Consider the following 25916-nt stretch of genomic DNA (forward strand, 5'->3'; position numbering starts at 1 on the left):
TCGGCTGGTCGCTGCGGCCGGTTCTGGTCGCGCTGGCCGCCGGAGACCGGCCGGACGCGGAGCCCATCGTCGTCGACGCCGTCACCGGGGACCGGGTGGACGACCCGCGGTTCATCTTCGCCGCCGGACCGGCCGCCGGCCCGCTCATGCGACAGCGCTATGACGCGGCGAGTCCACGATGCGCATCCCGCAGCGGTGTGGGGGATTCAGTCACGCCTCGATGACCGGGGCGGCGCAGAACCGTCGGACAGCGGCCAGGAACACCTCGCGGTCGACGTCATAGAGGCCGGGCTGGAGGGTGAATGCCTGCAACCACGGCTTGGTGCCGGCCCGACGCTCGAAGTCGACGTCGTGCTTGGTCGCGAAGTGCAACGACTCCTGCTGTGGCAGCCACCACGCCGTCCGTGGCAGTCCGGCGAAGGACTTCCTCGCGTGCACCTCGCCGACTGCGCTCCAGGCGAGGAATCGGCCGTCCCGGGTGGTGATCCCGTCGGGATCCAGCCGCACCGCCCAGGACTCGGAGCGGGCTCGGCGGGCAGCGCGGAGGAACGTGGACAGATAGCCGGCGGCCAGCAGGACGTAGACCACGCTGAACCACTGTCGGGTCACCACAACCCCGACTGCGAACAACAGCACCAATAGCCCCGGCAGGAGCATCCGTCGCCGGAGTGCCGACGGCGACGACCGCAGGAGCACCACGTCAGCCTCGGCCGTCGCGGGCCGGTCGGTGACAGCGCCGGGGTGGTCGGGTGCGTCCGCGCGCCGTCTGCCGTCGCTCGATCCACCGTCCACGCCGCCCCGATCTGTCTGCGCCCGGCCGGACCGGGCAGCACCGACCCTAGCGATCGGTTGCGGTCTGCGGGCGCAAAGTGGTCAGCGAGCAGCGGCGAATCGATCCACCTCATCAGACGAGGGACAATGGGGACGTGATCGAATACCGCACCCCGCACGAGATCGACCAGATGAAGCCTGCCGGCGTGTTCGTCGGCGAGGTGCTCACCGAACTGACCCGCCGCGCCGACGTCGGCGTCAACCTGTTGGAGCTCGACGAGATCGCGCACCAGATGATCCGCGACCGGGGCGCGACCTCCTGCTACATCGACTATCACCCGTCCTTCGGCGCCAGCCCGTTCGGCAAGGTGCTCTGCACCTCGGTCAACGACGCGGTGCTGCACGGCCTCCCCCACGACTACGTCCTGGCCGACGGCGATCTGCTCAGCCTCGACTTCGCCTGCGCGGTCGACGGCTGGGTGTCCGACTCGGCCGTCTCGGTGATCGTCGGTACGCCCCGGCCCGAGGACTCGCAGCTGATCGAGGTGACCGAGCAGGCGCTGGCCGCCGGGATCGAGGCTGCCCAGCCCGGCAACAAGGTCGGCGACATCTCCTTCGCCATCGCCCGGGTGGCGACCAAGGCCGGCCTCAAGATCAACACCGACTTCGGTGGGCACGGCGTGGGGCGCACCATGCACGGTGACCCGCACATTCCCAACAACGGGCGCCGTGGCCGCGGTCTGCCGCTGCGACCGGGGCTGGTCGTCGCCATCGAGCCGTGGTTCCTGCACAGCACGGACAAGATCTACACCGACCCCGACGGCTGGACGCTGCGCAGCCGCGACGGGTCCCGCGGTGCGCACGCCGAGCACACCGTGGCGATCACCGACAGCGGCCCGTTGGTCCTCACCCAGCGCTAGTCGCAGCCCGCTCCAGGCTCGAGCTCGACGCAGGGGTCCGACGCCTGGTCGACAGGTGGCGAGGCCGCAAGGATGGCTCGCATGATCTCGCCCATAGCCTCCACCTGGGCGGGCGTGAGCCGGTCGATCACCAGCGAACGCACCGCCGCCACGTGTCCGGGGGCGGTGGCCACGATCTTGGCCAGACCGGCCTCGGTCAGGTGGGCGACCACGACGCGGCGGTCGCCGTCGGCCATCGACCGGGTGACATAGCCGGCCAGCTCCAGCCGGGCCACGATCCGCGACAGCCGTGACTGCGAGGTCTGCGAGATGGCGGCCAGCTCGCTCATCCGCAGCGGCGCTCCGTCCTGCTCCGACAGCAGGGCCAGCACCATGTAGTCGCCCATGCTCAGATCGGCGTCGCGCTGCAGCTGGGAGTCCAAGGCGGTAGGCAACGTGAACAGGACGCCGGCCAGCGCGCGCCAGGACGCCAGCTCCTTCTCATCCAGCCACCGCACGTCCGCCATGACCCGAGCCTACCGAGTCCCCGACCATCAAAGCAGTGTGCGTGCAGCCAGAATGGGCTCCGCCATTCACGACACTGCGCCCACCGAGAGCCAGGGTCATCCCCGCCTGGTCGACTCGTCGCCTTGCCGGGGAGTCAGTCGGCCGGGCGCTGCACGGCGTAGTGGATCATCACGAAGGTCCCTCCGGCCTCGGTCACACTGATCACCTTGAGCGGCGGGGTGGCCAACCGACGCGGCAGCAACGGCGCGCCGGAGCCGAGGAACACCGGGGCGATCCCGACGATCACCTCGTCCAGAAGCCCGTGATCATGGAACTGCCCGACCAGCTCACCACCCCCGACGAGCCACAGGTTCTTGCCCTGCGCCGCCGCCGTCATCGCCTCATGCACCGGACGTACGTCACCGGAGACGAAGTGGATGTCGGCTCCCTCGACGGTCGGCAGCTGGCGGCTGGAGAAGACCCAGGTCGGCTGCTCGTAGGCCCACTTCTCGGGATGGTCGGCGAGGTTCTCGTGCGCATAGATCCACTCGTACGTGGTGGAGCCCATGGCCAGGGCGCCGACGTCGGCGATGAACGCGTCATAGCCGGTGTCGGCCAGCTCATCGCCCGGCTCACCGAGCTGGAGCAGCCACTCCAACGAGTTGTCGGCGTCGGCGATGAATCCGTCGATGCTGGTGGCGGTGTAGTACTGCGTCGTCATGTGACAAAACGTCCCACCCACCACTGACAGTTCTCCTCAGGCGAGCCGGGCCCGTACCCGACCCTCCATCACCTCCTGCAGCAGCACCACCGTGGCGGGGTCGAGGTCCAGCCCCAAGCCCCGGGCGTGGCCTGCCACCTGCAGCGCCAACCGCTCAACCTCGCGTCGGTTCCCGGCCCGATGCTCGGTCCGAATGCGTGCCGCCATCAACAGCTCGTCCTCAGGCGCCGCGGCGAGACCGCGGGCGGCCGCCCACCGGGCCAGATCGATGTCGTTGGTCGCGAGCGACCGATGAGCCAGTTCCACACCGATGTCGCGCACCGCCGAGATCATGTCGGTGCGGAGCTCCTCCGCCCAATGCCACTGGTAAGGGGCGGCGTCCGCCAAGGGAGCGCCCCGCACCAGCTCAAGCGCAGCCTGAAGTCCACTGGTGCTGGTCTGGTCCACCGTCGGAGCCGTCAGCAGCTTCAGCCGGATCCAGTCCGAGCTCACCGCTGGATGCAGAACGATCCGCCCGGTGTACGCGTCCGGGAGATAGGCCTCACCACGGTCGTCGTTGCCCAGCCAGCTGCGCAGTCGGCTCATGTTCGACCGCCGGGTGCCCTCGGCCACCGCCAATGCGGAGGCCATCGTCTGCGCCGACCGGCCGGGGTGCTCGAGGATCCAGCCGCAATACTCCAGACACTGTTTGGCTGCTCGCGGAGGCGCGGAGCCCGCCGGTCCGACCAGCGCGACCGGACCCAGCATCAACAGCGTGGGATGGTGCACGGCCGCTTCGCCGGTCACCTCCGTCGCCATCAACCTGATCCTCTCTGTCGCTGTCTCTGACCGCCTGCTGTCTTCCGTGCGCGCGCTCGCATCCGGCGGGCCCCAGCCGGCTACGCGACGGCCGAGATGTCGGACGTTCGACTCGCCCGGTTCGGCTGGTTCGGCCGCGTCCGGTTCGGGTTCGGGGGGTGACCACCACGGAGCCGGGACAGTGTCCGCGCTCCCCGTCGTCTCGACCAGTTCCAGCAACGCGTCAGCGGCGGATGCTGAGATGAGCTGTGGAATCAGCGTGATGCCCAGCGGCTGAAGCGTGCCGTCGGTGTCGTCGCCGTTCGGCAACCGAAGACACCACCGAACGTCCTTGCTCGGTGCCGCCAGGACCGCCGCTATCGTCGGCCGCGGGGCCTGGGTCGTCAGACGGACGATCCGCTCGTGCTGCTCGCCGGTCAGCGGATCGGCGACGAGAACGATCTCGGGGGCCCATGGGTCGGCCAGATCCGGGTCGACGCGATGTTGGCCCAGCACCGCCTGCGGCGCATGGGCCCGTTGCACCGATGCCCGCCGCTCGAGGCGGGATAGCAGCTCGTCCACGTCGTCGCAGCGGGTGACGTTGTGGTGGCCCAGCGCCTCGGGCAGCCGGCAACCACCGACGAGCGTGAGGATGAGCTCATCGGCCCACAGCGACATGGCGAGCTCGGCCGCCATAGCGGTCAAGGCAGCGTTCGTCACTGCGGGCTCCGGGCTCTCCAGACCCAGCAGCCCCAACGCCTCCAGGTCGACCAGGACCAGCCTGCCCTCGGTGTCGCGGCCCATGGTGGTGAGCCCCGGGTACGGCCTCGCCGCCTCATCGACTCCGGGAACCGTACGTAGGTAGTGCGCCTCGGCGGCGTCGAGCCACCAGGAGCGGCCGCGGACGCGGAAACCGACCGGCGCTGTCGAGACATCGCCATCCATGACGAGCTCGAGCTGATCGTCGCCCACCTTGGCCATGGACAGCCTCGGGAGGGGAGTCTGGGTGCTGCGACAGTGTGCGGCGATGGCGCGGACGGCGAGGTCGAGCGTACGCAGCGACACCGACCGGGCGCGCCGTCCCAGCGTTGCCTCCACCGACTGAGCGGTCGGGCTCGGATGCAGGATCCGGCGCCCGAGGGGACGGGCTTGCAGCTGCTGTCGGCGCCGGTGAGCCAGGGCGACCACAACCCCAGCGGCCAGCAGGCCACCGACTCCGGCCAATCCGAGCACGGCGAAGTCCTCGTGCTGCGCAGCGATCTCCTCACCACGTGACGCGGCGCCACCGTCGGGAACAGCGGCCTCGGCCGGGACAGCGGCGGTCCTCGGCAGATCCGCGTCGGGCTGGAGGCCGGCGGAGTGCGAATCCACCGACTGCGAGGTGGGCTCGCTGTCCCGGGGTGTCTCGGGGTTGTCGTTCGCACGCTTCGACGTCTCCGGCTCGTTCACGGGCGAGCGTTCCTGCGGCGGCAGCCGAAGCCGCGCGCCGACAGCAAGCTCGTCCGGGTCAGACAGCTCGGCCCGGTTCACCGCATAGATCTCGGGCCACCGGTCGGCATCGCCGAGCCGTCGCGCCGCGATCGAGGAGAGGCTGTCCCCCGACCTGACCACAACGGAGTCCGCCGTTCTGTCCGGCTGGACCGTGCCTGCGGGGATCACCAACCGCCAGCCCGGTTCGAGGCGATCGGGGCCACCGGAGAGCAGGGTCGGGTTCGCGGCGGCGATCGTGCGCCACTCGCGGCCGTTGCCGTAGTAGCGCTCGGCCAGACTCCAGAGGTCGTCGCCGGAGGCGACCTCGTGCTGCAGCGCTCCGGCGGGGGTGGGGACGACCCCGCCCGGCTCCGCGAGCATCGGCGCAGCGGTCGGCACGGCTCGTGCCGACCCTGGCGTCGCCGCGTCCGCCGCGGGTGCGGGGGTCAGCGGCCGGTCGACCCGCGCCGCGATGTCCTCACCACCGTGGTCACTGGTGACCACGGTCGGCACCAGGGCCATGACCGCGACCACCATCGCCGTTGCCAGCTTCTGCGGTGCCGCCAGGCCGGGCAGTCGGAGACGGATACGTCGGCCGGAGAGCAGATGCAGGACCTCCGCCGTGACGGAGATGGCGAACACGGCCCAGGCCAGCCAGGCCACCACGGTGATCAACCCGAGCAGGAGGGAACCATCGTCGGGTCGCAGCAGAGCCTGCGCCAGCGCCGACCAGCTCCGCTCGTCCGGCCAGACATCGGCCCCGATGCGGACCAGGACGTACGGCACTCCGGCCAGACCAGCGACCAAGCCGAGGAGGGCGATCAGTCCTCTCAGTACGCGCACTTCACCCACCGCCCGTCGCGGTGATCGTGGCCTCGGCGTGCCCGGCGCCCTGGACCGAGCCGATGCCGAGAATCGACAGGAAGACGGTCGGTGCGTCAACCGTGGTGTTCACATGAACTGTTCCGTTCCGCAACGTGACGGTGCCCGAGACGCCAGGGCTGGCGGCGAGATAGGTGCGGGCGGCTCGGGTGGCGGCCGCCGCATCCGTCCGGCCGCGGATGGCACCGGTCGCGGCGGCATTTCCCGCTGCTCGGGCGGCACCGGCGGCCGCCGACTCCGCCCGGCTCGCGGCAGCCACTTTCTGGCCGCCGTCGACCACCAGACCGGCGGCCATGATCAACGCTGCGACGACCACGAGGACGAAGACACTGACCGAGTTGCCCTGCTCGTCGGGTAGCGTCCCGGTCGGCAAGGCGCTCATCGTTCCCGACTCCGATAGGTGTCCAGTGCCGCCGACCCAGAGGCGTCCACCGTCAGCGAGCCCGGCATGCCGGGAAGGAGCACGTCGTCGAACCGCAGCCGGCAGCTGACCCGACTGGTGATGGTGGCCGGCTGACCCACAGGGACCGCGAAAGCCGACGTGTCCACGGTGACCGACCGGCTGGCGCACTCGATCGCGTTGGTAGCCAGGGCGGCTGCCCCCGCGTCGGCTCCCACCCGACGCGCGTCCGCGGCGCTGCGCGACAGCGATGCGGCACGGGCAGCGCTGTACGCCGCCTCAGCCACGCCGGTTCGGGCCATCCAGATCCGCCCGCCCGCCATGATGAGACCCAGCATGAGGATGAGTGTGGGCACGAGCAGGGCGAGTTCCACCGAAGTCGATCCTCGTTGGTTCTGCGTCGCCCGAACTGCCGGGTGAGCGGATTGGACGAAGGCCACCGGCCGCAGCCTGATCACGGATCCGTCACCCGCTCCATCGGTGCCGTCGCCGACTCGCTGATCAGGCCGAGACCCAGGTCGAAGAACATCGGCACCCGCGCGGACAGCTCCACCCGCACGCTGGTTGCCCCGCGGCTGACGCTGACGTCGACGTCGCGGAGGCCGCCCGACTGCGCCACCCGAGATGCAGCAGCCTCCGCCCCACCCGCACCGCCTTCGCTACGGGCGACGTCCGCCGCGGCATTGACGGCTCGCACCGCGACGTTGTGGGCATGGATCCACACCGCCGCCTGCACGATGCCGATCGTGCTCAGCAACAGCATCGGCAACAGCACGGCGTACTGGACGGACTGGCTCAGGCCGCGTTGGTCTCGTCGATCCATCGACGATCAGCTCTACTTCGGCATGTGACTGGACACGTAGGCCCCGACCGCGCCGATCACCGCCAGCGCGATGGTGACAGCTCCGGCCAGCAGGATGGCGTTCTCTGTCGACTGGCTCAGACCGCGCTCGTCGCGTCTCGCCTGGTCCTGCAGACCGATGACGACCGTCACCATGGTTCCGATCCATAAGCGGATATTCATCGAGCTTCCTCCTGTTGTGTAGTTCGGCTGTGGTGCGGTTCGACTGCGGTGTGGTTCGGCTCGTCGGCCACGGCAATGGCGGGACCTGCATGACCACCTTCGCCTTCTTGGTGTCGACCGGCTGCGGGGAGACGGTGATCTGTGGACAACACCCCGTCATCCCCAGACGATCTTCATCAGCGGTGCCCCGATCAGGATCACGCCGAAGATCAGGGCGGGAACCGTCATGTAGATGGTCATCTCCTCCGACACCGCGTTGGCCTGCTGATGCTCGCGAGCGAGGTGAGCGTCACGCAGCTCTTTGACCCTGGCCCGCAGCGTTGCGGACAGCGCCGCACCACTCTCATCGAGCTGCATGACGTCGGCGATGTCGACGAGCTCGGGCAGGTCGAGCTGGGCTGCCAGCTTCCGAAGCTCGCCGTACGGTGGTTGCTGCTCCAACCTGGCTCGCTGCAGTGCCATCCGAATCTGGCAGAAGAGCGGGATGTCACTGAGCTCGGCGGCGTGGTGCAGCGCTTGCGTCGCCGACGCATTGGCCAGCCGCTCCAGAGTCACCAGGTCGATGAAGGTCAGCAACGCATCGCCGGCGTCGGTACGGACGGACTTGGCATTGGAGCGAAGCATCAGGTCGGGCGTGACGAAGCCGACCACTAGCCCGACGGGCGCGACGAGGGCCGGCACTAGGAGTGGCCACCCGAACCACACGGAGCCGAGGAAGAGCAGCAGGGCCGGCAGCAGCGCCCCGACGAGGGCGAGGGCCGCCTTGTCGCCGTAGAACTCGGCCACTGACCTGTCGCGGAGCTGAAGGTTCTGCCGCTGCCGTGCGGTCACGGTCAGCGGGCTGTGGCGATACAGCCAGGCCCCGATGCGATCCGAGCGGGTAGCTCCATCGAGATGGGCGTCCGCCGCGATCGGGGAGCTTCCTCCCTCGAGACCCTCGAGCGCGTCGGCCAAATGCGGCGTGACCGGGCGTACCGCAGTCACCAGCGCCACCGCCGCGGCGGCGAAGACGATACCGGTCATCAGGACCACTGCAAGAGTCATCGCGGCGCCGTGACCAGGATGCGTTCACGGGCACGGCTGCGGGCCTTGCTGCGCATCAGGGTCAGCGACAGCGCGTAGGCGGTGAGCAGCACCGACAAGATCAGCTGACCCATCGGCGTGCCGTAAGGAGCGAAGAAACCTGGACTGAGAAGCATGGCACCGGCCAGCGTCACGGTGGTGATCACCGTGACCTGCCGGACGACCGTGTAGGGCTTGGCGCGTTCGGTTTCGATCACCCGGCGGGCCCGGAGCTGGTCCTGCAGCGAGTCCGCCAACGCCTCCAGCGTGGCGGACGCCCCGCTGGATCCGCGTTGCGCAGCAAGGATGAGTGCCGCGATCACCCCGTCAGCCGCCGGGCTGTCCAGGTCATCAGCGAACCGCAGGAGCGCGTCCCTGGTGTCCCAGCGGCTGTTCAACCTCGCGACGAGGACGCCGACCGGCACTTCGATCGCCTCCGGGGCAGTCCGACGAGAGACCCGGATCGCGTCCGCGATGGATCGTCCGGTGGGCAGGGTGGCCGCGAGCGTACGGACCCAACGGTCAAGTGCCTCGAGCAGCACCACATCGCGTGCCCGCGGCACCGTGAGCAGCGCCGGGAGACCGAGCAGGGCGGCCGGCACCAGGACCACCGCGATGACCCAGCCGGTCATCGCACTGATCAACACCCCGGCCAGCACGCCGACGCCCAGCAGGACGTCGCGTCGTCGCCCCTTGCCGCCCGGTGGCCGCCTCGTCACGGTGGTCCACCTCTCGGCCACCGTGCGGCCTGACGGCGCGCGCGGCTGATGTGGCGTCAGCCCGTACGCCATCGCAAGGAGCCCGGCGATGATCAGCGCGCCGATTGCCGCGGCAGCCGCGCCCGGCATCAGGGGCCGTCCACAGTCGCGCCGCCGGGCAGGGGGCGCAGGAACTGGGTCAGCTCGGACTGGAACTCGGCATTGGGGAAGAAGCCGTGCCCGGCGCGGTAGGTCAGGTGCGTCACGGGTCGGCCGGACTCGATCGCCCGGGTCACCTGACGAATCTCGGCCACCAACCGCCGCCGGACCCCGCCCTTCCAGGTGTCGTCCTCCAGCTTGACGTAGATGAAGAGGTGCACGTTGTGCGCGATCTGGCGGTAGGCCTCGTCGATGCTCAACACGCCGCCCTGGGCGACGCGTGATGCCAGCCGATCCATCGTCGACTCGGCCGAATGCGAGTGGGTCGTCGACAGCGTGCCGGCGCCCGCCAGGGTAGTAAAATTATGCCATGACATCTCCCGTCCGAGCCGCCATCTACACACGGATCAGCCGCGACATCGAAGGCCAAGGGGCCGGGGTGACCCGACAGGAACAAGACTGCCGGGCCAAGGCGGCGGCGCTGGGCTGGTCTGTGGCCGGTGTCTACAGCGACAACGACATCTCCGCATACTCAGGCAAGGTCCGGCCCGGATACCAGGCCCTGCTCGACGCCATCAGAGGCGGCCAGGTCGACGCCGTGGTCGTGTACCACCACGATCGTCTCCACCGCCAACCGCGCGAACTCGAAGATTATGCGGAGTTGTGCGCCCCCAGGGGCGTGCTGACCGAGACCGTGCAGTCAGGCAACCTCGACCTAGCCACCGCAGACGGGCTCACCATGGCCCGCATTTACGGCGCTATGGCGGCTGGCGAGTCCCGGAAGAAGGGCGAGCGGCAGCGGCGAGCGAACCTGCAGCGCGCAGCGCAGGGCAAGCACTTTGGGACCAGGCGACCGTTCGGGTACGAGCCCGATGGCGTGACAGTCCGCGAACCCGAAGCCAAGGCAATCCGCGAGGCGTACGACCTGATCCTCAGTGGAGGGTCGCTGCGCGAGGTCGCCCGGCGATGGAACGACGCCGCGCTGCTCACCCCGCAGAAGGGCAACGCGTGGACAGGCACTGTGGTCGGGAGGACGTTGAAGACTGCCCGGTTGGCCGGGATGAAGGTGTACCTCGGTGAGATCGTCCGCGGTGACGACGGGGAGCCCGTGCCGACAGAGTGGCCAGCGATCATCGACCCCGACACCTGGCACGCCGCCCAGGCGGTGCTGTCGGAGCCGAGCCGCAAGTCAACCCCGACGTTCTACTCGCAGTTGTTGCTGTCAGGTGTGGCCACGTGCGCCGAATGCGGGTCCCCTATCCAGTCCGGCGGGAAGCGCAACGGCCGTAGCCGGTACCGCTGTTCTGCGAAGGGTGGGCACGTGTACCGCGAGGCGGGGCCGGTTGACGAATATGTCGAGGCGGTGGTGTTGCGTCGCCTGGCCGAACCGGACGCACTCGAACTGGTGCGACCCGACACCGACGAGGTCGATGTGGCGGCGCTTCGCCGCGAGGTGAACGGCATCCATCAAAGGATGGACGGGCTGGCAGAGGCTTACGCCGAGGGCACGTTCTCGATGAGCCAATTCAAGAAGGCCGACGAGCGGCTCCTGGCCCGGTTGGCTGAGGTCGAAGCGAAGATGCCTGCGCAGACGGGCGGAGCCTTGGGAAAGTTGATCACCGCCCGTGATCTGTTGCTGGCTTGGGATTCGCTGACCACCGAGGGCAAGCGCGGCGTCATCGACACGCTGATGACGGTCCGGCTTGTGGCACCCGGGACGAAGGAGAACGCCTACGTGTGGGAGTTCGGCGTGCGGCATGCCAACCCGGAGACCGTTCTGATCGAGTGGAGGCAATCGCGCTAGCTGACAGCGCCGCTTGCGAGAGCCACATGAGCCTGCTTCAATTGACATACCAGCAGGCGATCTCCCGTTCTTACGGACTAGAGCCGACATCTCACACAGCCGATGACTAAGTGTGCTGGCAAGGGGGAAGGTCCCGGGGTTTAAGCATGCCCGCTTAACACCCTGGTTGACCACTCCGAGAGAAAGCACACCCATGGCTGACGCCTACCCTCCACATTCGGACCGCCCTCGACAGGCCGCGGCTAACTGGCGCGACCCCTTCACGCGTGCGGTCGAAGCATCCGTGCGACTCGCGCCGCCTCTCACCACAGACCAGCAGCGCAAGATCGCCAACCTTCTGGTGGTGGCCCGATGAACTACTTCCCCAACATCCGGCAGATGCGCCGCAAGGAAGGTGACTTCGACCTCATCTACATCCTCGACGGGATCAAGCATCGGATCACCAACTTCGAGCCATCCGCGAGGATGCGCACCGACGTTCTCGAAGTCATCTCGTACTGGAGTTCGTTCGCGTTCTGCTGCGAAGCCTTCGCCGAAGGTCCAAGCCTTCAGCTGTTCAATCGACCCAAGACCTACGTTTGCCCGGAGCACGGCGACTACAACTTCGACAAAGAGGGCGGCCAACCCGGGGTCGAGCGGCCCGCGCTGGCGGGCAGGTGCTGGCGCTGTCGCGGGCGGTCTGAGGTGCCCGCTGTGCTGGCACAAGGCCCCGACATGATCGGACTCGAGTTCTGCCGACCATGCCTGTACGCCGAGATCGGGCAGGACGGGGACGCCGCATGAAGATCAACAGCGAGTTCTTGGAGCGACTGCACGAACCGCTGCAGCGCTACCTCGACCTGACTCTCTCCGACACCAAGGGTTGGGCACACGCCGCCCTCGGTCACCTACCGAAACTGCGCACCGGCCCCGGCGACCGTGAGACCTACCAACACAGCCAGTGGGAGCCACGAGCGTACAAGTGGCCCGATCAGCGGGCGCAACTGACCGCTGACCTGACCAACCACCCGTTCGACGCCTACCTGTGCCCGTACGTAATGAAAAGCCAGCGCCGTGCCAAAGGAGATGCCGTCGTACGCCGTCTGCTACATGCAGATGTTGATCATGGACACCTGGACCTCGAACTGGTCAGAGCCATCGACGGGTGGGCTGTCGGATCCGGCAGCCCTGGCAACGGCCACGTCTACCTGAACCTGGACGAGCCAGTCACCCAGGAGGCGTTGGAGCGGCTCAACCGGGCACTCGGTAACTACCTCGGTGGTGCTGAGAAGTACTTGGACAACGACGTCCTTCGACCGCCGTGCACGTTCAACCACAAGTCGGCGGTACGGGGCGGTACGCCAACGTACGTCGACTACCTTGTCGAGCCGAGCGGGGTAGTGTGGCCAGCCGACCGCCTCGCCGCCCGGCTCGGGGTCGACCTGACTACGAAACCTGAGGTCGAGCGCCACCACTCCGCCCCAGCGGTCAGCGCGACTCGGCAGCCGTTGCCCGCGAGCGTGCAGGCAGCGTTCGACAGGTCGGATGGGGACCGAAGTGCCCGCACCTACGGACTCGTCGCGGCTTGTCACGACGCCGGTCTGACACGAGAACAAGCGGTACAGGTTGTGGCCACGCACCCGGCGACTGTCGACAAGTTCGGGAGTGGTCAGCGGCTTTCTGAGGAGTTCGCCCGCAGCTGGACCAAGGTGTCTGCCTCTGGGACAACCCGCCCCAGCGTCGAAGCCGGACCCAGATTGATCCTCACTCCCGCGTCGGACATCACTCCGCGCCGGGTCCGGTGGCTGTGGGACGGCAGGCTGGCGCTCGGAACGCTCGGGCTGCTGGCTGGCAGGGAGGGTCTTGGCAAGTCCACGCTGACGTACTGGCTCGCTGGTCAAGTGACGCGCGGGCAACTGCCTGGGGAGTTCAGCCGCAAGCCGAAGGCCGTACTGGTGTGCGCCAGTGAGGATTCTTGGGAGCACACCATCGTCCCCCGGCTGATGGCGGCAAACGCCGACCTGGCGCGGGTCTACAGAGTCGAGGTAGAAGCCGACGGAATCCACATCGGTCTCTCCCTCCCCCGCGACCTGGACGCTGTTGAGGAAGCCGCCCGTGAGACCGACGCAGCCCTACTGCTGCTCGACCCGCTGATGAGCCGCCTGGATATCAAGATCGACAGCCACAAGGACGCCGAGGTGCGACACGCCTTGGAGCCTCTTGTGGCGCTGGCGGATCGATCCGGGCTCGCGGTGCTGGGCTTGATGCACCACAACAAGTCCGGCAGCACCGACCCGCTGCAACTGGTGATGGGATCCAAGGCCTTCACCGCAGTTGCACGGTCAGTCCACACGGTCGTCCCCGACCCTGACGACGAGACAGACACCCGGCGGTTCTTCGGGACCCCGAAGAACAACCTCGGGACGACCGCACTGCCGACCTTGTCGTTCACCATCGGCACCTACCAGTTCCAGACTGGCGATGGAGAGACGGCCACCACTAGCCAGATGGTGTGGGGCGACGAGGTGAATATCAGCATCGGTGAGTCGATGCGCCAACGAGCCGACTCCGGCGAACACTCCGCCACCAAGGAAGCGGCGGAATGGCTGGTGGATTGGCTCGCGACGCAGCCCGATGGTCGTGCGGCCTCTGTTGACGCCAAGCGCGCCGGGCGCAAGGAAGGCCACTCCGAATCCACCCTGAAGCGGGTCCTCGACAAGGGCGCGCAGTGGAACCTTGCCTGGGAATCTGGCGGGTTCCCCCGGAAGTCGTACTGGTACCTGACCAACCGCCCGTCGCAGCCGCCACTAACCGACGAGTCACCGTGATCAGCCCAGTCGGCTCAGTCCGTCCTGGAGACGTGAGCCGACTGAGCCGCCTGAGCCGACTGAGCCAGTCGGAGCAGAAGGGGAGGTATATAAAACCCTCTCTCTCCCGTCGAAACGATCGGCTCGACTGGCTCAATCGGCTCGACTGGCTCAGCCCCCCAGGACGTGATCTACCCGACTACACCCTCAACCACCAGCCAGACCCACGAACCGAGAATGGAAGATGATCATGAAGATTCGCACCAAGACCGAGCAGGCTGTGGACTGGCTCGCCGCGTATCTCGGCAGCCAGCCGGACCGGACAGCGTTGTCGTCCGAATGCAAGGCAGCGGCGACCGCCGAGGGCTTCTCGCCACGCACAGTCGATTACGCCCGAAGTCGACTGGGTGTGGAAATCCAGACCGGATCCCTCCCGGGCAAGCCGTTCTGTTCCTGGTGGACGCTGCCGTCCGGCCCAGTCACGGCTGGCGTCACAGCCCAGGATCACAAAGACGCGCTCGAGCTAACCAGAGCACTAGGCGATGGCGACCTCTTGCACGTCCAGGCCGTGATGCGGACCTGCCGACCGCCGCAGATGACGACCGCACTCGGACTCACCCTGGCGCTGGTCCTGGACCGGTACAGCAGCGACCGAGATAAGGCGCTCGACGCCCTCGCGGAAGTTGGAACGACCCTGTGGGAGAAGCAGCGATGACCACCGACCCGAACCCACCGAACACCCAACAGACAGGAACAAAAATGACCGAGAACATTGCAGCAGCGCCCGGCACGGCAACGTCCGCCCAGGAGCAGCCCACCGGAGCGACTGAGACAGTCACCCCCGACACCGAAGCGCCCGGGACCGGCGAAGGTCACGACGAGCCGACCGAGCCCACCGACGACCAGGGCGACACCAAGGGCAACAAGGAAGCCGCGAAGTACCGCCGCCAACTCCGCGAGGCCGAAGCGGAACGCGACGGGCTGCGGACCCGACTGGAGACCCTGCAGCGGGCCGAGGTCGAGCGGCTCGCCGCCGAGCACCTGGTCGCCGGAGATGCCCTGTGGATCAGCGGGGCCGAACTGGGCGAGTGCCTCGACGACGACGGCAACGTCGACCCGGCCAAGGTCAAGCAGGTGTGTGGCCTCGCCATCGAAGCCCGCCCGTACCTGGCGCCGAGGATGGCGTCGGCACGCGAAGTCGGGATCGGAGCCGTAGGTTCACCCGTCAGCCGCAAGGCCACCATGGCGGACGTGATCAAATCTGCCTGATTGGCCCCGGGTAACCTCGGGGTGTTTTCCTGGTGGTGGGCACGGATCGTTCGCCAGGCGCGGACACCGGCCCACCGCCAGCCCCGAGGGCAACCGCCCTGTTGAGTCCGTGACTCCAGGTCGCAACAACCACCACCCGCCAGGTTGCGCCAGGACGGACGAACCAACATGCTCACCACAACCAACGCCAAGTCGATCCTGACTCCGGAACAGGTCAACGACCTGCTGATCCTGCCGATTCAGGCCGCCTCGATCGCGGCGCAGGTGTCCACCGTCAAGGTCATCGGATCCAAGTCGTACCGGATCCCGATGGTCACCGACGACCCGAACGCCGAGTGGGTCGCAGAGGGACAGGAAATCACCCCCTCCGACGCCGCGTTCGACGAGCTGATCGTCACCCCATCGAAGTTGGCCGGGCTCACCGCCGTCACGACCGAACTGGCCGAGGACTCTGACCCGTCGGCCATCGAAGAGGTTGGGGCCGGGCTCGCGCGCGACCTCGCCCGCAAGGTCGACTTGGCGTACTTCGGCAACCTCACCGGACCGGCCCAGGCCGGGCTGGGGTCGCTCACCACCGGCCTGGTCGAAGGCGAGTTCGTCGACACCGACGTGTTCGTCGACGCGGTCGGTGTGGCCCAGGACCTGGGCACCGACATCGACTACTGGGTCGCCGGTTCCAGCACCGCCCGTGTGCTGGCGAAGTTGCGGAAGGCCGACGGCTCCAACGAGTCGCTGTTCGCGGTTGACCCGACCCAGCCCGCGCGGCGGATCATCGAGGGCCGGCCGCTGCTGGTCACCCCCGCAGTTCCGGCCGGGGTGATCTGGGGCATCCCCAAGTCCCGCGCTTACCTGGTGATCCGTCAGGACGCCCGGATCGAGGCGGACAAGTCGGTGTACTTCACCTCCGACCGGGTCGCGGTGCGAGGCACCATGCGGATCGGGTTCGGGTTCCCCCAGGCCGCCGCAATCGTCAAGGTCGCCGCAGCCTGAGGCGTTGAGGCCGGGTCAATGACAGGCCCGGCCTCACCCTCCCCCGACAGGAGATGTGATGGACGCTCAATGCCCCGAGTGTGGCGGGACCCGGCTGTACAACTGGGTCTACCGGCACACCAACGACTGCACCACCCGTGCCGCAGAGGACGCCACCCAGGCCGCCGACCACGACAAGCGCCACCCCGGGCGCAGCCAGTTCGCCCGACCCGTCACCGCCGCCGAACGCGCGCTGGTTGAGGCGGCTGGGCTGACGCTCAACGGCGAGACCACCGAGGTCACGTTTCGACCTGGGTACCGGCATCGCACTATCGGAGGGTGGACCCGGCCATGACCACGACGCGACCAAACCACTATCGCAGCGCGCTCGGTTCCAAGTACCGGCGGCTGTGCGCGGACATGAAGCGGAGCCCCGCAGGCAACGTCTGCTGCATCTGTGGTGGCCCGATCGATGTGGACCTGCCGACGTCGGAGAGCAACTCGCCCGCGTACTGGACAGTCGAGCATCAGCCGCCACTTAGTGAGGGCGGCGATCTGATCGACGACATCAAGGGTCCAGCGCATCGCGGCTGCAACTCCGCAGAGGGACGACGGCTCCAGCTCAGGAACCCCATCCCGAGCAAAGGCGTGATCGAGCACAGCCGAGACTGGTGACGACGAGCCCTCCGTTGGCCCTTCCGCTGACCGGGAGACCCCGAGGTACCAGGGGGCAACCCCCTCAGCGTCAGGGTCAGGAAGCCAGTCCCGGCACTGGCTCTTCTATTTGCGGAACACCGAGATGTCACTTTGCGGAACACCGAGGTGTGACCCAATCCGGGCTGTAGGTCCTCCCCGCGACTAGAGAAGGGCACCATTACTCGCGGCGACAGGCTAATCTGGCATGATCCAGGTTGTGGCTGAGGACTGGGTGCCGTTCGGATTGACTGAACAACAGCAGGCTGACTACGCAGTGCTGGTATCTGACTTGCCGCCGTGGCTAAAGGAGTCAGTGGTCGGTTGGCTTTGTCCATACTTGCTGGACGGAAGTTGGGCCCACAATGGTCGCTGCCTCGAAATTCAGAGAGTCACGTCTGTGGGCATAGGTGTGACTTCAACATCGACCACAACGGCTTCCCTTCTTGCCGGAGCCCTCCGGCGCCTACCCGACCTAGAATTGCTGTCCCTGGTCGACTACGTGGTCGGCTACTGGATCAAGTTCAAAGGCGCCGGACCGGTGAGGCAACTCGAGGACGTCCTCGCTAGCGGGCGGTCGAAGTGGACTGTCGGCGACCGCCTAGGCCGAGCCGGACTGGTCGAGCGAGTGCCCGCAGGTGTTCAAGACGTAGTCGAGTCCGTGATTGGTAGCGCTGGATCTGCGGGGACGGTGTTGGCCCGAGCGTGGGCGCATGTTCACGGTCTCGAACCGAACGACAGTGCGGCCTATGCAGATGCCGTGCGCGCAGTCGAAATTGCGGCCATCACCGCAGTGCAACCGAAGAACACGTCCGCAACACTTGGCACGGTGCTTGGGCAGATGAAGGCGGACGGCGATTGGCGATTGCCCCTCCGGGAGGCGGCTTCCGCCCCAGGTCCTGAGACCGTAATGGCACTCATCCGGATTCTGTGGTCCGGGCACCGCGACCGGCATGGGAGTCCCAACTACTCCGACGTCACCCATGAGGAAGCCCGCGCCGCCGTCACGTTGGCAGCCACCTTGGTGGACTGGTTCGACTCCGGAGCGCTGAGCCGAAGAGCCGCCACAACAAGCTGACTCCCCTGGCGCATGTCACCACTGGGCTGGTTTCCTGGGGGATGCGTCAACGACACCGATCACGCTAGCCTTGGGGCGGATCGGATCGAAGGGCGGCGCACCCCTCTCGAGCCTTTGAGGTGCCGTTCCTGCGCAACACCCACCGTCCAGGCGGTGTGGTGCGACCGGCCGGACACCCGGACTCAGTGTGGGATCGGGTTTCGGGTCACGTGTTGGTAACGAATTGGCAACAGAGTGCCCTAGAATGATGTACTAGACATCAGTAGTCGAGCTTGGGGACTACCGCACTCAGCCAGGAGGCTTCCGAAGATGTCGCACGCTTACTCCGCATCGCCCTCACCGCGGCGAGCCGATCTCGGCAAGCGCCGCAGCTTCTCCCCTGCGCCCATCTCGAATGATGACGCCCGCCGGAGCGACAGTTACAAGCGCAAGACCGGACTCGATCGGTCCTTCGCGGACCGCCGCGACGCATCTAGGCGACTGCCTAAGCCGCCCGCCGTCCGTATCCCTGAGTGAGTTCCACTGCTGCCGCCTACGAACTGCGATGGGTAGAGCCGAAACGAACTGATCGCGAGCGACTCAAGGCTTTCACCTGTTGTGCACCCGAGAAGCGCACTTGGCCGTACCACCTGAGCCGGCACAGTCGAGAGTGGGAACTCGATGCCCAAGCCTATGTCCGCGCGGATCTTCCGATCCCCCCACGTCCCCCGGATTTTGTAGTGCTAGCAGAGGACGCTAACGGCATAGTCGCCGCCGGTCACTTCCAGCAAGACGGCGACTATGCCTACATCGGCGTGTTAGCAGTCGAACTCCGAGCACGGGGCAGGGGTGCAGGGCGGCTCGTGATGCGTGAGATAATCCGACGTATCGGAGTGCGTGCCGATGAGCAAGCCGAGCAATCAGTGACCATCGAGTGCCGCATTGACCCTCGAAACGAGCCCTCCGTACGCTTGATGTCCAGCTTTGGGTTCCAGAAGTACGTCGAACCCGACCTCGACTACGACTCCAACGGAGTCGCGCATATTGATGATCAAGTGGTGTTGGACCTGTGGCGAGCCGAATGGCCTGGGGACACCAGTAGGTAGCGCAGCGGACCGCGACAGTTGACAGACCGGTTATGCTCAGCGGGACAAAGCCTGTATTCCCAAAACGCCCGCTGAGCATAACCGGTCTGTCAACTGTCGCGGTCCGCCTAGATACTGGGGCGATCTAGGGTTGACCGTATAATTCCCCTACCCTCGCGCCCGCCTGCATCGCCTCGAACATCGCCGCCGCCTCGCCGCCACGCACCTCGCCGACGACCAGCCTGGACAGGTTCTGGCGCAGAGCCTCCGGCATCAGGTCGGCGACGGTGAACTCCCCGAGCGGCCGGCCGGCCTCCCGTTCGCCATGACCGGCCCGGGCCTGCAGGGCAAGAATGTTGTTCCGCCCCGACTGGAGGTGGGTCATCAGCTCATAGTCGGTCTCCAGCGTGCCGAACCGTTCGTTGCCGGGGATCGCGTTGATCAGCGCTCGGAGCAAGGTGGTCTTGCCGGCACCTTGGTCGCCGGAGATCACCATGGACTTGCGCGCCAGCACCGCCGCATCGAGGAACTGCGCTATCTCGTACGGCATCAGTCCCCCGTCGGCCAGATCGGCCAGACTGACATCGGTGAGGATGTGTTGGCGGATCACGATGCTGGGCCGGTATGACAACCCGAAGCCGATGGCGTGCAGCCGGAACCGGTCGCCGAGCGCGAGGGTCATGGTGGGGTGGGTGTCGTCGAACGGGCGACTGGGGGTCGCGTTCTCACCGAGGAACCTGATCGCTTCGACGAGCTCCTCATCGCTGTCAGCCACCGGCGGCAGCGTCTCCCGACGACCGTCTCCGTACTGGACCACCACCGAGTCCCAGCCGTGGATCTCGATATTTTCGGCGGCTGGGATGTCGAAGAGTGGCTGCAGCCGGCCATAGCCGAACACCGCGTGCTCCACCGCCGCGACATAGGCCAACTCGGTGTCGGTCGACCACAGCGCTGAGCCGTTGCGGTGCAGCGCTCGGACGTGGTCGGCGACGACTCTACGGATGGCAGCTCGGCCCATCAGCAGCCTGTCGTCGGCTGGCATCGGCCGTCCGGTCTCCGTGACATAGGCCTGCGTTTCGTCGGCGATCTTGGCCGACGCGTCCTTGCGCAGGGTCACGACCTGCGCCCAGTCGACGTCCTCGGCCGCGAGCGCATCCCGGTGCGCGATGTCTGCAGCCTTGAACACCCCGAAGGGCGAGGGCGCCAGCGCTCTCGTCGGTGCGGTCACCTCGGTGTCCTCCTCGAAAAGGGGGACGTCTCGCAGATCGGTATCCGACAGATCGGTCATCGCCTGCTCCCCACCCGGTCCTGCGCGCGCCTCAGGTGCCGATAAAGCTCGTGGGCGAGATCGTCGATGGACCGCACGAATCGGCTCGCGCCGAACTTGCGGCTCCGCGGCGATCCGTCCGATAGACAGCTCGCGTTCGCCGGGTCGTCGGCGAGCGAGCCAAGCAGGGGTACGCCGAGCAGGCTGGAGATCTCACGTCCGCTGTAGGGCCGACCCTCGCCCAGCGTGACCAGTCCAGCGGCCGTCTCGGCACCGGTCGAGGCGCACTGCTCGACCAACGTGGGCAGGTGCATCCGGGTGGCCGCCACCGCACGCAAGCTGGTGCGCGTCAGCATCGCCACAACACCGCTGCGCTCCAGCAGAGCAGTCGGCAGGCCGATCGCTCCGAGGCGACCGGCGTCGATGATCACGTCGATCTCGACTTCCTCGAGGCGGGACAGGGTTTCGGCCAGGTCGCGCCACGCGGTCGAGAAGAGCGCCGCACTCCCCGGTCGGGAGAACCCTGGTAAGAAGAGCCGCCGGTGCTCGCTGTCTGACGTGAGCTCGATCGACTGGTCGATCACCACCTCGTCCAGTGAGCGACGGTCGCGATGCGCCTCCGCGACCCGGAGCAATCCCTTGCCGGTCCGGCTTCGACCCTGCAGATAGCCGGCGAGCACGGCCTGGGGGGCATTGGGATCTGCGTCGACGAGCAACGCCGCCCGGGGCCACGACAGGGCGAGTCCGATGCCGGTCGTCGTCACGCCGGGCGAACCCGCGGCAGAGGTCAGGACCACAACTCCCATGTCAGCGCTCCGCGTCGCGAACTACGGCGATGCGACCTTGCGCTGACAGCGTCGCCACCACAGCTGCCTGGTCAGCGGTCACGTCCACGTTGAGCAGCACCGAAAGACCGTCGGGATCCGGAGCGGCGTCCACCACCTTGGCCACAACCGCGAGGTTGGTGAAGCTGTCCTCGAACCCCGGTTCGGCTCCCTCCGGCGGAACAGCGACGAGGCGGACCGGGCTCCCCGGAGCCAGATGGCCGGTGGGCGCCCGTCCGGTCACCAGCTTGATCCCCACGATCGCCCGCCTGACCTCCGGGATCGAGACGGGACCGACCGCCCCGGCGGGCAGCAGACTTCCCGCCATCAGGTCAACGGTGGCTCGCTGCCCGACGAGTGAGTCCAGCTGCTCGGCCGGGACCGTGGTCACGCCGGTGGTGGACCCCACCGTCACGGCCCGCAGATCCCCCTCCTCGATCACCGAACCGCGATAGACGGTGGACGAGACCGCAACGACGGATTGGGACGTGGACACCTCGTTGTAGAGGAAGAAGGCGCCGAGCGCCCCCAGGCAGAGGGCCATCACTCCGAGCGCCACCCACTTGGGATTCCGCCGACCGCGGATCGGCGGTTCCGGCATGCTCGGCGTTGTCGCCCGCGACGTCGGTCGTGGCGGCTTCAAGCCGCGCGCCATGGCAGATCGTGTGCGGGCCACTGGCGATTCAGTCGCGGTCAATGTGACTCTCTCCCGAGGCAACGACGAGGCGGGAACTTGGCCGGAATCGTAAGACATAGTCCATCGATGTGTCAGGGCTCACCGGCGTGGCGGTACGAAATTGGTGCCTCTGTTGTAATAGATGCGTCAGTTACTTCGATTGGGTCCAAATCAATCCCGCCCCGTCAGGCGATGTCGGCCAGCTCGTCGGCATGGCGCGCCAGTCGTCGGAGTGCTCGACTGCAGCGATATCTCAACAGCTCAGGCTTGAGCTGGTGGCGGACCGCAGCATCTCGACCTCGCATTCCCTCCGCATAGACGCTGGTGAGCACGGCTTCGGTCGAGTCGTCGATGAGCCGCAGCTGTCGCGCCGCAGCGATGACCTGGTCCGCCGTGATGTCGACGCCTCCGCCGTGCCGGTTCACTGACTGCTGGTAGATGCGCTCGAACGTCGAGTCGACCGGCATCAAGACTGCACCGTGGGCCGTCAGAGGTGACTCACGCTTGACCGCCTTCAAGGTGTCAAGGGCAAGGTTGGCAGCCACCCGGTGTGGTCGCGTCGACACCGGGTATGTCCGGATTCGGCACCAGAGAGCGGCCACGTACTCGTCGCAGCCGGCCGCCCGGTCCCGGGCCGCCATCCGGACGATTTTGCCGAGCATGGTCTGCAGCACGACGCGGCCGGCGAGCTCGTCACCTCGAGCGCACTCGAACAGAAGAGCAAGAAGGGCGGCATCCGGCTCGAGCCGGACTGCGTCCAGCACATCGGTCAGACTGGCACAGCCCGTCAGAACCGCATGTCGGGTCGACCACTGGTGCACGCTCCCCCAATGGTGCGCGACCAGCAGCTCGTCCCACTCGCGGTTGAGCTGCGCCACGATCCGAAACCGCTGCGCGGGTGCCCACTGTCGCCGAATGCCGCCCATCTCTCCCCCTCGATCTCTCGATGGGTCGACGATGTCCGACGGGTGTTGTCAAAGGTGTTGTCCGGCGCGCACCCGGTGTTGTCCGTCTCCATGCTGCTCTGGCGCGACCCCGCCAGTCGCCGATCGGGATCAGAAGGTTCGGAGTTCGAGTGTCTCCGGGTGCGTCACCAAGATCCTGACCAAGGTGCGTTCGGCAGATCTGGTCCACATCCAGGCATCTCACAAGGCGCCTCTGACAGCAACCCCACTTTCATCCGCCTCAGGCCCGGTCCACAGCCGCCGGGGCTTCGCCAAGCGCCGTCGACATCAGGTGCGAACACAAGTCGGTGGTGATCGCCAGCTGCGAATGCCCGACAACATCCACCACCCCACGAGCAGGACACCCGACCCGAGACGGCGGGCAGCGGGATGCTGCGGCGCGACCTCGAGGACTTCCGGGGGACCGTAGATCAGGTCCTCACCTGGCAGCCGTTGCTGCAGGAAGGTCGCAGCCTCATCCAGAAGGACCGGTGCGAATGGCGAGCTAGCAGTTGCCGAGGTAGGCAAGGACCGCGAGGACGCGGCGGTTGTAAGTCGTGTCCGGGGGAATGTCGAGCTTTTCAAAGATCGTGCCGATGTGCTTCTCGATTCCACTCTGACTGATGTAGAGCTGCGCGGCGATCGAGGAGTTGCTGCGACCCTGCGCGACGAGCTCGAGCACTGACCGCTCACGCTCGGTGAGACCTGCGTAGCGTCCGTCCGGCTCACTTTTGGCTGCGAAGAGCTGGCGGATGACCTCAGGATCGAACGCAGTTCCGCCGTGCCCGACCCGCTCGAGGGCGTCGAGGAAGCCTGCGATGTCGGCGACGCGGTCCTTGAGCAGATAGCCCACACCGCCCCGTCCGTCGAGCAGCTCGCTCGCGTGGCGGCGCTCGACGTATTGCGAGAGGACCAGGACGGCAACGTTGGGCCACTCGCGACGTATGTGGAGCGCGGCGTGGATACCCTCGTCGACGAACTCTGGGGGCATCCGCACGTCGACGATCACGAGGTCGGGCTGCTCGGCCGCGACGACCCGGATGAGCTCCTCCGCGTTGCTGACTGCGTCCGTGACTGTGTGCCCTTCGGCGGCCAAGAGCTGGGCGATGCCCTCGCGCAGCAAGGCGGAGTCTTCGGCGAGGGCTATCCGCATGAATCACCGCCCTGACCGTCGTCGGCCCGCCTCGAGGGCTGTCGACGGTGAGGCGGCCACCTCGTGCCGCGACCCGGGAAGCGATCCCGGATAGGCCGGACCCTGCTGGGTCCGCACCACCGCTTCCGTCGTCTCGGACGGTGAGCAGGAGGTTGCTTCCGGGTCGGTCGACGTCGACATCGATGTCGATCTGTGAGGCATTCGCATGCTTGATTGCGTTGGTGACCGCCTCGCTCGCGACGAAGTAGGCGGCAGCCTCGGCGGTACGGTCGCCAGGGTCCGCTGCGCTGAGCCGGAGATTGATCCGGACGGGAGTGCGGTCACACAGGGCCTCGAGTGCCGCGGGCAGACCGTCCCGCACGAGCATTGCCGGATATGTGCGCCAGGCGACGCTTCGCAGATCATCGAGGATCTGCTGTGTCTCGGCGCGTGCTCGCTGCTGGAGGTCAGCTCGCATCACCGGATCATGAGTCCGTTCAGCTCGCGCGAGCAGGATGGACAGGGCGACCACCCGCTGCTGCACGCCGTCGTGGATGTCCCTTTCGATGCGGCGCCGTTCGGCATCCACGGCGGTGACCACGTCGTCAAGTGTGGTGTGGAGCCGACTCACCTCCTGGGTGAGTTCTGCGACCCCGGGCCGGGCCAGGGCGAGCCACGCTCGGCGGTCGAGCCAGGCGATCCCGGCGAGGCCCGACAGAGCGAGGAACATCAAGAGCGCGCCGGGCAGTGCGTATTGCGCTACCGTCGCCCAGGTGACCGCTCCGGGGTCCGCGTCGAAGATGGCGACGGCCCGACCCGTCGCGGCGCCGAAGATCATCTCAACGGCCACAACCAATCCGATCACGACCAGTGCCAAGACGCTGGCGGTCAGCAGCCCGAGCAGCGTCTCGATGGCCAGCAGCCCCAGCAGCCGTCCCCCGTGCGGCCGGGCGTTGGAAGGCGCTCCCCTGGTCCAGGCCAGCCGCCGCGCCCCCCACTCCGAGACTGTCCGAGCGGGCGCCAGGGAGATCGGGGCGGCGACCAGCGCCGACAGCTGCGCAGGAAACAGAAGAGCGCCCGCGACCGATCCGACAAGCCCCCGTCCTGCGCTCACGAAGGCCTCCCCGGTTCGGTGTCCGCCCGCTCCGTACTGCGACGTCTCAGGGTTCACGGCACAAGTTTGCCCGACATGCGCTGACGCACCCGCAGCACCAAGAACGCGCCCGCGGATACGGCGACCGCAGCGATCACGAGTTTTTGCAACGTGTCCGCGTACTGCTCCACAAGAACCCAATTTTCACCCAGGAGATAGCCGGCCGAGACGAAGGTGGTGTTCCAGATGACGCTTCCTGCGCCGGTCAGCAGCGTGAACCGAGCCAGTGGCATCCTCTCGATGCCCGCGGGAATCGAAATCAGGCTGCGGAAGAGCGGGATCATCCGTCCGAAGAACACAGCCTTCGATCCGTGCCGCGCGAACCACTCCTCCGCCCTGTCGACATCGGAGACCCTCATAAGAGGCACCCGGGCCACGATGCGCCGGAGCCTGTCGCGGCCCAACGAAGCGCCCAGCCCGTAGAGGACCCACGCGCCCACCACGGAGCCGAGCGTGGTCCAGATCAGCACCTCGATGAGACCGAACGTCCCCCGGCTGGCGGTAAATCCGGCCAGCGGCAGGATGATTTCACTGGGCAACGGCGGAAACAGGTTCTCCAGTGCGATGGCCAAACCGGCGCCCGGACCACCCAGTGATTCCATCAGCGCGACCGCCCACTCAGCGACAGCATTCAGGTCAGCAGAATCTTTGTCCATGTCGACCAAGCTATGGACGGACCGGTGATGCGGTCAGTAGAGCCAGCCACCCGCCGTGGTGGGGATATCCGCACCATCTGAAGCCTCTGAACTGGCGACATCTTTGGTGAGCAGCTCGGAGCTGATGGTTTCTCACAGCTCGATCAGAATGCTTTGCCAGCGGCGCCGGCGGCCGGGAGTTCCTCGGCGAGCCGCTGCAGGTCCTGTCCGAAACGGCCGGCGTCGGCGCTG

The 25916-nt window shown here is 67.2% G+C and carries 26 protein-coding genes and 3 pseudogenes; 11 read left to right on the forward strand and 18 right to left on the reverse strand.

All coding sequences use genetic code 11. From position 1 onward, the window contains the following. Positions 1 to 210 precede the first annotated feature (210 nt). Complete coding sequence (locus AC1XX3_RS05880; protein WP_483320222.1) at positions 211 to 792, reverse strand: hypothetical protein; 582 nt, start codon at positions 790 to 792, stop codon at positions 211 to 213. A 134-nt stretch (positions 793 to 926) separates the two neighbouring features. On the opposite strand from AC1XX3_RS05880, the gene map reads away from it, so the two are divergent. Then, positions 927 to 1691, forward strand: coding sequence for a type I methionyl aminopeptidase (gene map, locus AC1XX3_RS05885; protein ID WP_483320131.1), 765 nt, complete (start codon positions 927 to 929; stop codon positions 1689 to 1691). Here the strand turns inward: map and AC1XX3_RS05890 are convergent. The 10 genes and pseudogenes from AC1XX3_RS05890 to AC1XX3_RS05935 form a co-directional block, all read right to left on the reverse strand. Further along, the gene (locus tag AC1XX3_RS05890; RefSeq protein WP_483320132.1) at positions 1688 to 2197 is read right to left on the reverse strand and encodes a MarR family winged helix-turn-helix transcriptional regulator; all 510 of its coding nucleotides are present in this window, start codon (positions 2195 to 2197) and stop codon (positions 1688 to 1690) included. The genes map and AC1XX3_RS05890 overlap by 4 nt on opposite strands. 134 nt (positions 2198 to 2331) lie before the next feature. Then, the gene (locus AC1XX3_RS05895) at positions 2332 to 2898 is read right to left on the reverse strand and encodes a dihydrofolate reductase family protein (RefSeq protein WP_483320133.1); all 567 of its coding nucleotides are present in this window, start codon (positions 2896 to 2898) and stop codon (positions 2332 to 2334) included. A gap of 36 nt (positions 2899 to 2934) precedes the next feature. Continuing rightward, positions 2935 to 5988 (reverse strand): LysM peptidoglycan-binding domain-containing protein, encoded by a 3054-nt coding sequence (locus tag AC1XX3_RS05900; protein ID WP_483320134.1) that lies wholly within the window; start codon positions 5986 to 5988, stop codon positions 2935 to 2937. A 1-nt stretch (position 5989) separates the two neighbouring features. Further along, a complete protein-coding gene (locus AC1XX3_RS05905) occupies positions 5990 to 6409 on the reverse strand; it encodes a pilus assembly protein TadE (RefSeq protein ID WP_483320135.1) in 420 nt (139 codons plus the stop codon). After that, complete coding sequence (locus AC1XX3_RS05910; RefSeq protein WP_483320136.1) at positions 6406 to 6801, reverse strand: TadE/TadG family type IV pilus assembly protein; 396 nt, start codon at positions 6799 to 6801, stop codon at positions 6406 to 6408. The genes AC1XX3_RS05905 and AC1XX3_RS05910 overlap by 4 nt, the downstream gene beginning before the upstream one ends. 80 nt (positions 6802 to 6881) lie before the next feature. Beyond that, complete coding sequence (locus AC1XX3_RS05915; protein WP_483320137.1) at positions 6882 to 7250, reverse strand: TadE/TadG family type IV pilus assembly protein; 369 nt, start codon at positions 7248 to 7250, stop codon at positions 6882 to 6884. Between the two features lie 12 nt (positions 7251 to 7262). Further along, the gene (locus AC1XX3_RS05920) at positions 7263 to 7424 is read right to left on the reverse strand and encodes a hypothetical protein (protein WP_483320138.1); all 162 of its coding nucleotides are present in this window, start codon (positions 7422 to 7424) and stop codon (positions 7263 to 7265) included. Positions 7425 to 7607: 183 nt separating this feature from the next. After that, positions 7608 to 8495, reverse strand: coding sequence for a type II secretion system F family protein (locus AC1XX3_RS05925; RefSeq protein WP_483320139.1), 888 nt, complete (start codon positions 8493 to 8495; stop codon positions 7608 to 7610). Next, positions 8492 to 9232: a type II secretion system F family protein gene (locus AC1XX3_RS05930; protein ID WP_483320140.1), complete on the reverse strand. Its 741-nt coding sequence runs from the start codon at positions 9230 to 9232 to the stop codon at positions 8492 to 8494. Before AC1XX3_RS05930 ends, AC1XX3_RS05925 begins: the two co-directional genes overlap by 4 nt. A gap of 128 nt (positions 9233 to 9360) precedes the next feature. Next, a pseudogene (locus AC1XX3_RS05935) lies at positions 9361 to 9720 on the reverse strand (P-loop NTPase family protein); the annotation flags it as partial. 20 nt (positions 9721 to 9740) lie between these two features. Between AC1XX3_RS05935 and AC1XX3_RS05940 the strand changes: the two are divergent. The 10 genes from AC1XX3_RS05940 to AC1XX3_RS05985 all read left to right on the forward strand — a co-directional run bounded on the left by AC1XX3_RS05940 (position 9741) and on the right by AC1XX3_RS05985 (position 19054). Next, a complete protein-coding gene (locus AC1XX3_RS05940) occupies positions 9741 to 11174 on the forward strand; it encodes a recombinase family protein (protein ID WP_483320141.1) in 1434 nt (477 codons plus the stop codon). 351 nt (positions 11175 to 11525) lie between these two features. Then, entirely contained in the window at positions 11526 to 11957 is a 432-nt protein-coding gene (locus AC1XX3_RS05945; RefSeq protein WP_483320142.1) for a hypothetical protein, read from the forward strand. Positions 11958 to 11974: 17 nt separating this feature from the next. Further along, positions 11975 to 13981 (forward strand): AAA family ATPase, encoded by a 2007-nt coding sequence (locus AC1XX3_RS05950; RefSeq protein ID WP_483320143.1) that lies wholly within the window; start codon positions 11975 to 11977, stop codon positions 13979 to 13981. A 223-nt stretch (positions 13982 to 14204) separates the two neighbouring features. Next, positions 14205 to 14675 (forward strand): hypothetical protein, encoded by a 471-nt coding sequence (locus tag AC1XX3_RS05955; protein WP_483320144.1) that lies wholly within the window; start codon positions 14205 to 14207, stop codon positions 14673 to 14675. A gap of 44 nt (positions 14676 to 14719) precedes the next feature. Continuing rightward, positions 14720 to 15229 (forward strand): hypothetical protein, encoded by a 510-nt coding sequence (locus AC1XX3_RS05960; protein WP_483320145.1) that lies wholly within the window; start codon positions 14720 to 14722, stop codon positions 15227 to 15229. 168 nt (positions 15230 to 15397) lie between these two features. Beyond that, positions 15398 to 16219 carry a phage major capsid protein gene (locus AC1XX3_RS05965; protein WP_483320146.1) on the forward strand — a complete coding sequence of 274 codons (822 nt, stop codon included), beginning with the start codon at positions 15398 to 15400 and terminating at the stop codon, positions 16217 to 16219. A gap of 58 nt (positions 16220 to 16277) precedes the next feature. Continuing rightward, the gene (locus tag AC1XX3_RS05970) at positions 16278 to 16553 is read left to right on the forward strand and encodes a hypothetical protein (RefSeq protein WP_483320147.1); all 276 of its coding nucleotides are present in this window, start codon (positions 16278 to 16280) and stop codon (positions 16551 to 16553) included. Further along, entirely contained in the window at positions 16550 to 16873 is a 324-nt protein-coding gene (locus tag AC1XX3_RS05975; protein ID WP_483320148.1) for a hypothetical protein, read from the forward strand. The genes AC1XX3_RS05970 and AC1XX3_RS05975 overlap by 4 nt, the downstream gene beginning before the upstream one ends. Positions 16874 to 17099: 226 nt before the next feature. Continuing rightward, on the forward strand, positions 17100 to 17969 hold the full coding sequence (locus AC1XX3_RS05980; RefSeq protein ID WP_483320149.1) for a hypothetical protein: 870 nt from the start codon (positions 17100 to 17102) through the stop codon (positions 17967 to 17969). A 512-nt stretch (positions 17970 to 18481) separates the two neighbouring features. Next, complete coding sequence (locus AC1XX3_RS05985; protein WP_483320150.1) at positions 18482 to 19054, forward strand: GNAT family N-acetyltransferase; 573 nt, start codon at positions 18482 to 18484, stop codon at positions 19052 to 19054. 154 nt (positions 19055 to 19208) lie between these two features. Here AC1XX3_RS05985 and AC1XX3_RS05990 read toward each other — a convergent pair. The 7 genes and pseudogenes from AC1XX3_RS05990 to AC1XX3_RS06020 all read right to left on the reverse strand — a co-directional run. Then, a pseudogene (locus tag AC1XX3_RS05990) lies at positions 19209 to 20321 on the reverse strand (TadA family conjugal transfer-associated ATPase); the annotation flags it as partial. Then, positions 20318 to 21106: a P-loop NTPase family protein gene (locus AC1XX3_RS05995; RefSeq protein ID WP_483320151.1), complete on the reverse strand. Its 789-nt coding sequence runs from the start codon at positions 21104 to 21106 to the stop codon at positions 20318 to 20320. The gene AC1XX3_RS05995 and the pseudogene AC1XX3_RS05990, both read right to left, overlap by 4 nt. Before the next feature lies 1 nt (position 21107). Then, a complete protein-coding gene (locus tag AC1XX3_RS06000) occupies positions 21108 to 21725 on the reverse strand; it encodes an SAF domain-containing protein (RefSeq protein ID WP_483320152.1) in 618 nt (205 codons plus the stop codon). A 260-nt stretch (positions 21726 to 21985) separates the two neighbouring features. Further along, positions 21986 to 22726 carry a hypothetical protein gene (locus AC1XX3_RS06005; protein ID WP_483320153.1) on the reverse strand — a complete coding sequence of 247 codons (741 nt, stop codon included), beginning with the start codon at positions 22724 to 22726 and terminating at the stop codon, positions 21986 to 21988. A 523-nt stretch (positions 22727 to 23249) separates the two neighbouring features. Continuing rightward, on the reverse strand, positions 23250 to 23897 hold the full coding sequence (locus tag AC1XX3_RS06010; protein ID WP_483320154.1) for a response regulator transcription factor: 648 nt from the start codon (positions 23895 to 23897) through the stop codon (positions 23250 to 23252). Positions 23898 to 23955: 58 nt separating this feature from the next. Beyond that, positions 23956 to 24714: pseudogene (locus tag AC1XX3_RS06015) on the reverse strand (sensor histidine kinase); the annotation flags it as partial. Positions 24715 to 25043: 329 nt separating this feature from the next. Beyond that, on the reverse strand, positions 25044 to 25685 hold the full coding sequence (locus AC1XX3_RS06020) for a DedA family protein (RefSeq protein ID WP_483320155.1): 642 nt from the start codon (positions 25683 to 25685) through the stop codon (positions 25044 to 25046). Positions 25686 to 25916 lie beyond the last annotated feature (231 nt).

The sequence above is a fragment of the Microlunatus sp. M237 genome (assembly GCF_056896895.1).

Bases quoted from the DNA above. Each gene is read 5' to 3' on its own strand.
- AC1XX3_RS05940 (WP_483320141.1), top strand. From the start codon at position 9,741: ATGACATCTCCCGTCCGAGCCGCCATCTACACACGGATCAGCCGCGAC.
- AC1XX3_RS05895 (WP_483320133.1), bottom strand. From the start codon at position 2,898: ATGACGACGCAGTACTACACCGCCACCAGCATCGACGGATTCATCGCC.
- AC1XX3_RS05890 (WP_483320132.1), bottom strand. From the start codon at position 2,197: ATGGCGGACGTGCGGTGGCTGGATGAGAAGGAGCTGGCGTCCTGGCGC.
- AC1XX3_RS05980 (WP_483320149.1), top strand. From the start codon at position 17,100: ATGATCCAGGTTGTGGCTGAGGACTGGGTGCCGTTCGGATTGACTGAA.
- AC1XX3_RS05975 (WP_483320148.1), top strand. From the start codon at position 16,550: ATGACCACGACGCGACCAAACCACTATCGCAGCGCGCTCGGTTCCAAG.
- AC1XX3_RS05960 (WP_483320145.1), top strand. From the start codon at position 14,720: ATGACCGAGAACATTGCAGCAGCGCCCGGCACGGCAACGTCCGCCCAG.
- AC1XX3_RS06020 (WP_483320155.1), bottom strand. From the start codon at position 25,685: ATGGACAAAGATTCTGCTGACCTGAATGCTGTCGCTGAGTGGGCGGTC.
- AC1XX3_RS05945 (WP_483320142.1), top strand. From the start codon at position 11,526: ATGAACTACTTCCCCAACATCCGGCAGATGCGCCGCAAGGAAGGTGAC.
- AC1XX3_RS06000 (WP_483320152.1), bottom strand. From the start codon at position 21,725: ATGCCGGAACCGCCGATCCGCGGTCGGCGGAATCCCAAGTGGGTGGCG.
- AC1XX3_RS05965 (WP_483320146.1), top strand. From the start codon at position 15,398: ATGCTCACCACAACCAACGCCAAGTCGATCCTGACTCCGGAACAGGTC.
- AC1XX3_RS05925 (WP_483320139.1), bottom strand. From the start codon at position 8,495: ATGACTCTTGCAGTGGTCCTGATGACCGGTATCGTCTTCGCCGCCGCG.
- AC1XX3_RS05905 (WP_483320135.1), bottom strand. From the start codon at position 6,409: ATGAGCGCCTTGCCGACCGGGACGCTACCCGACGAGCAGGGCAACTCG.
- AC1XX3_RS06005 (WP_483320153.1), bottom strand. From the start codon at position 22,726: ATGGGCGGCATTCGGCGACAGTGGGCACCCGCGCAGCGGTTTCGGATC.
- AC1XX3_RS06010 (WP_483320154.1), bottom strand. From the start codon at position 23,897: ATGCGGATAGCCCTCGCCGAAGACTCCGCCTTGCTGCGCGAGGGCATC.
- AC1XX3_RS05915 (WP_483320137.1), bottom strand. From the start codon at position 7,250: ATGGATCGACGAGACCAACGCGGCCTGAGCCAGTCCGTCCAGTACGCC.
- AC1XX3_RS05955 (WP_483320144.1), top strand. From the start codon at position 14,205: ATGATCATGAAGATTCGCACCAAGACCGAGCAGGCTGTGGACTGGCTC.
- AC1XX3_RS05970 (WP_483320147.1), top strand. From the start codon at position 16,278: ATGGACGCTCAATGCCCCGAGTGTGGCGGGACCCGGCTGTACAACTGG.
- AC1XX3_RS05920 (WP_483320138.1), bottom strand. From the start codon at position 7,424: ATGGTGACGGTCGTCATCGGTCTGCAGGACCAGGCGAGACGCGACGAG.
- AC1XX3_RS05995 (WP_483320151.1), bottom strand. From the start codon at position 21,106: ATGGGAGTTGTGGTCCTGACCTCTGCCGCGGGTTCGCCCGGCGTGACG.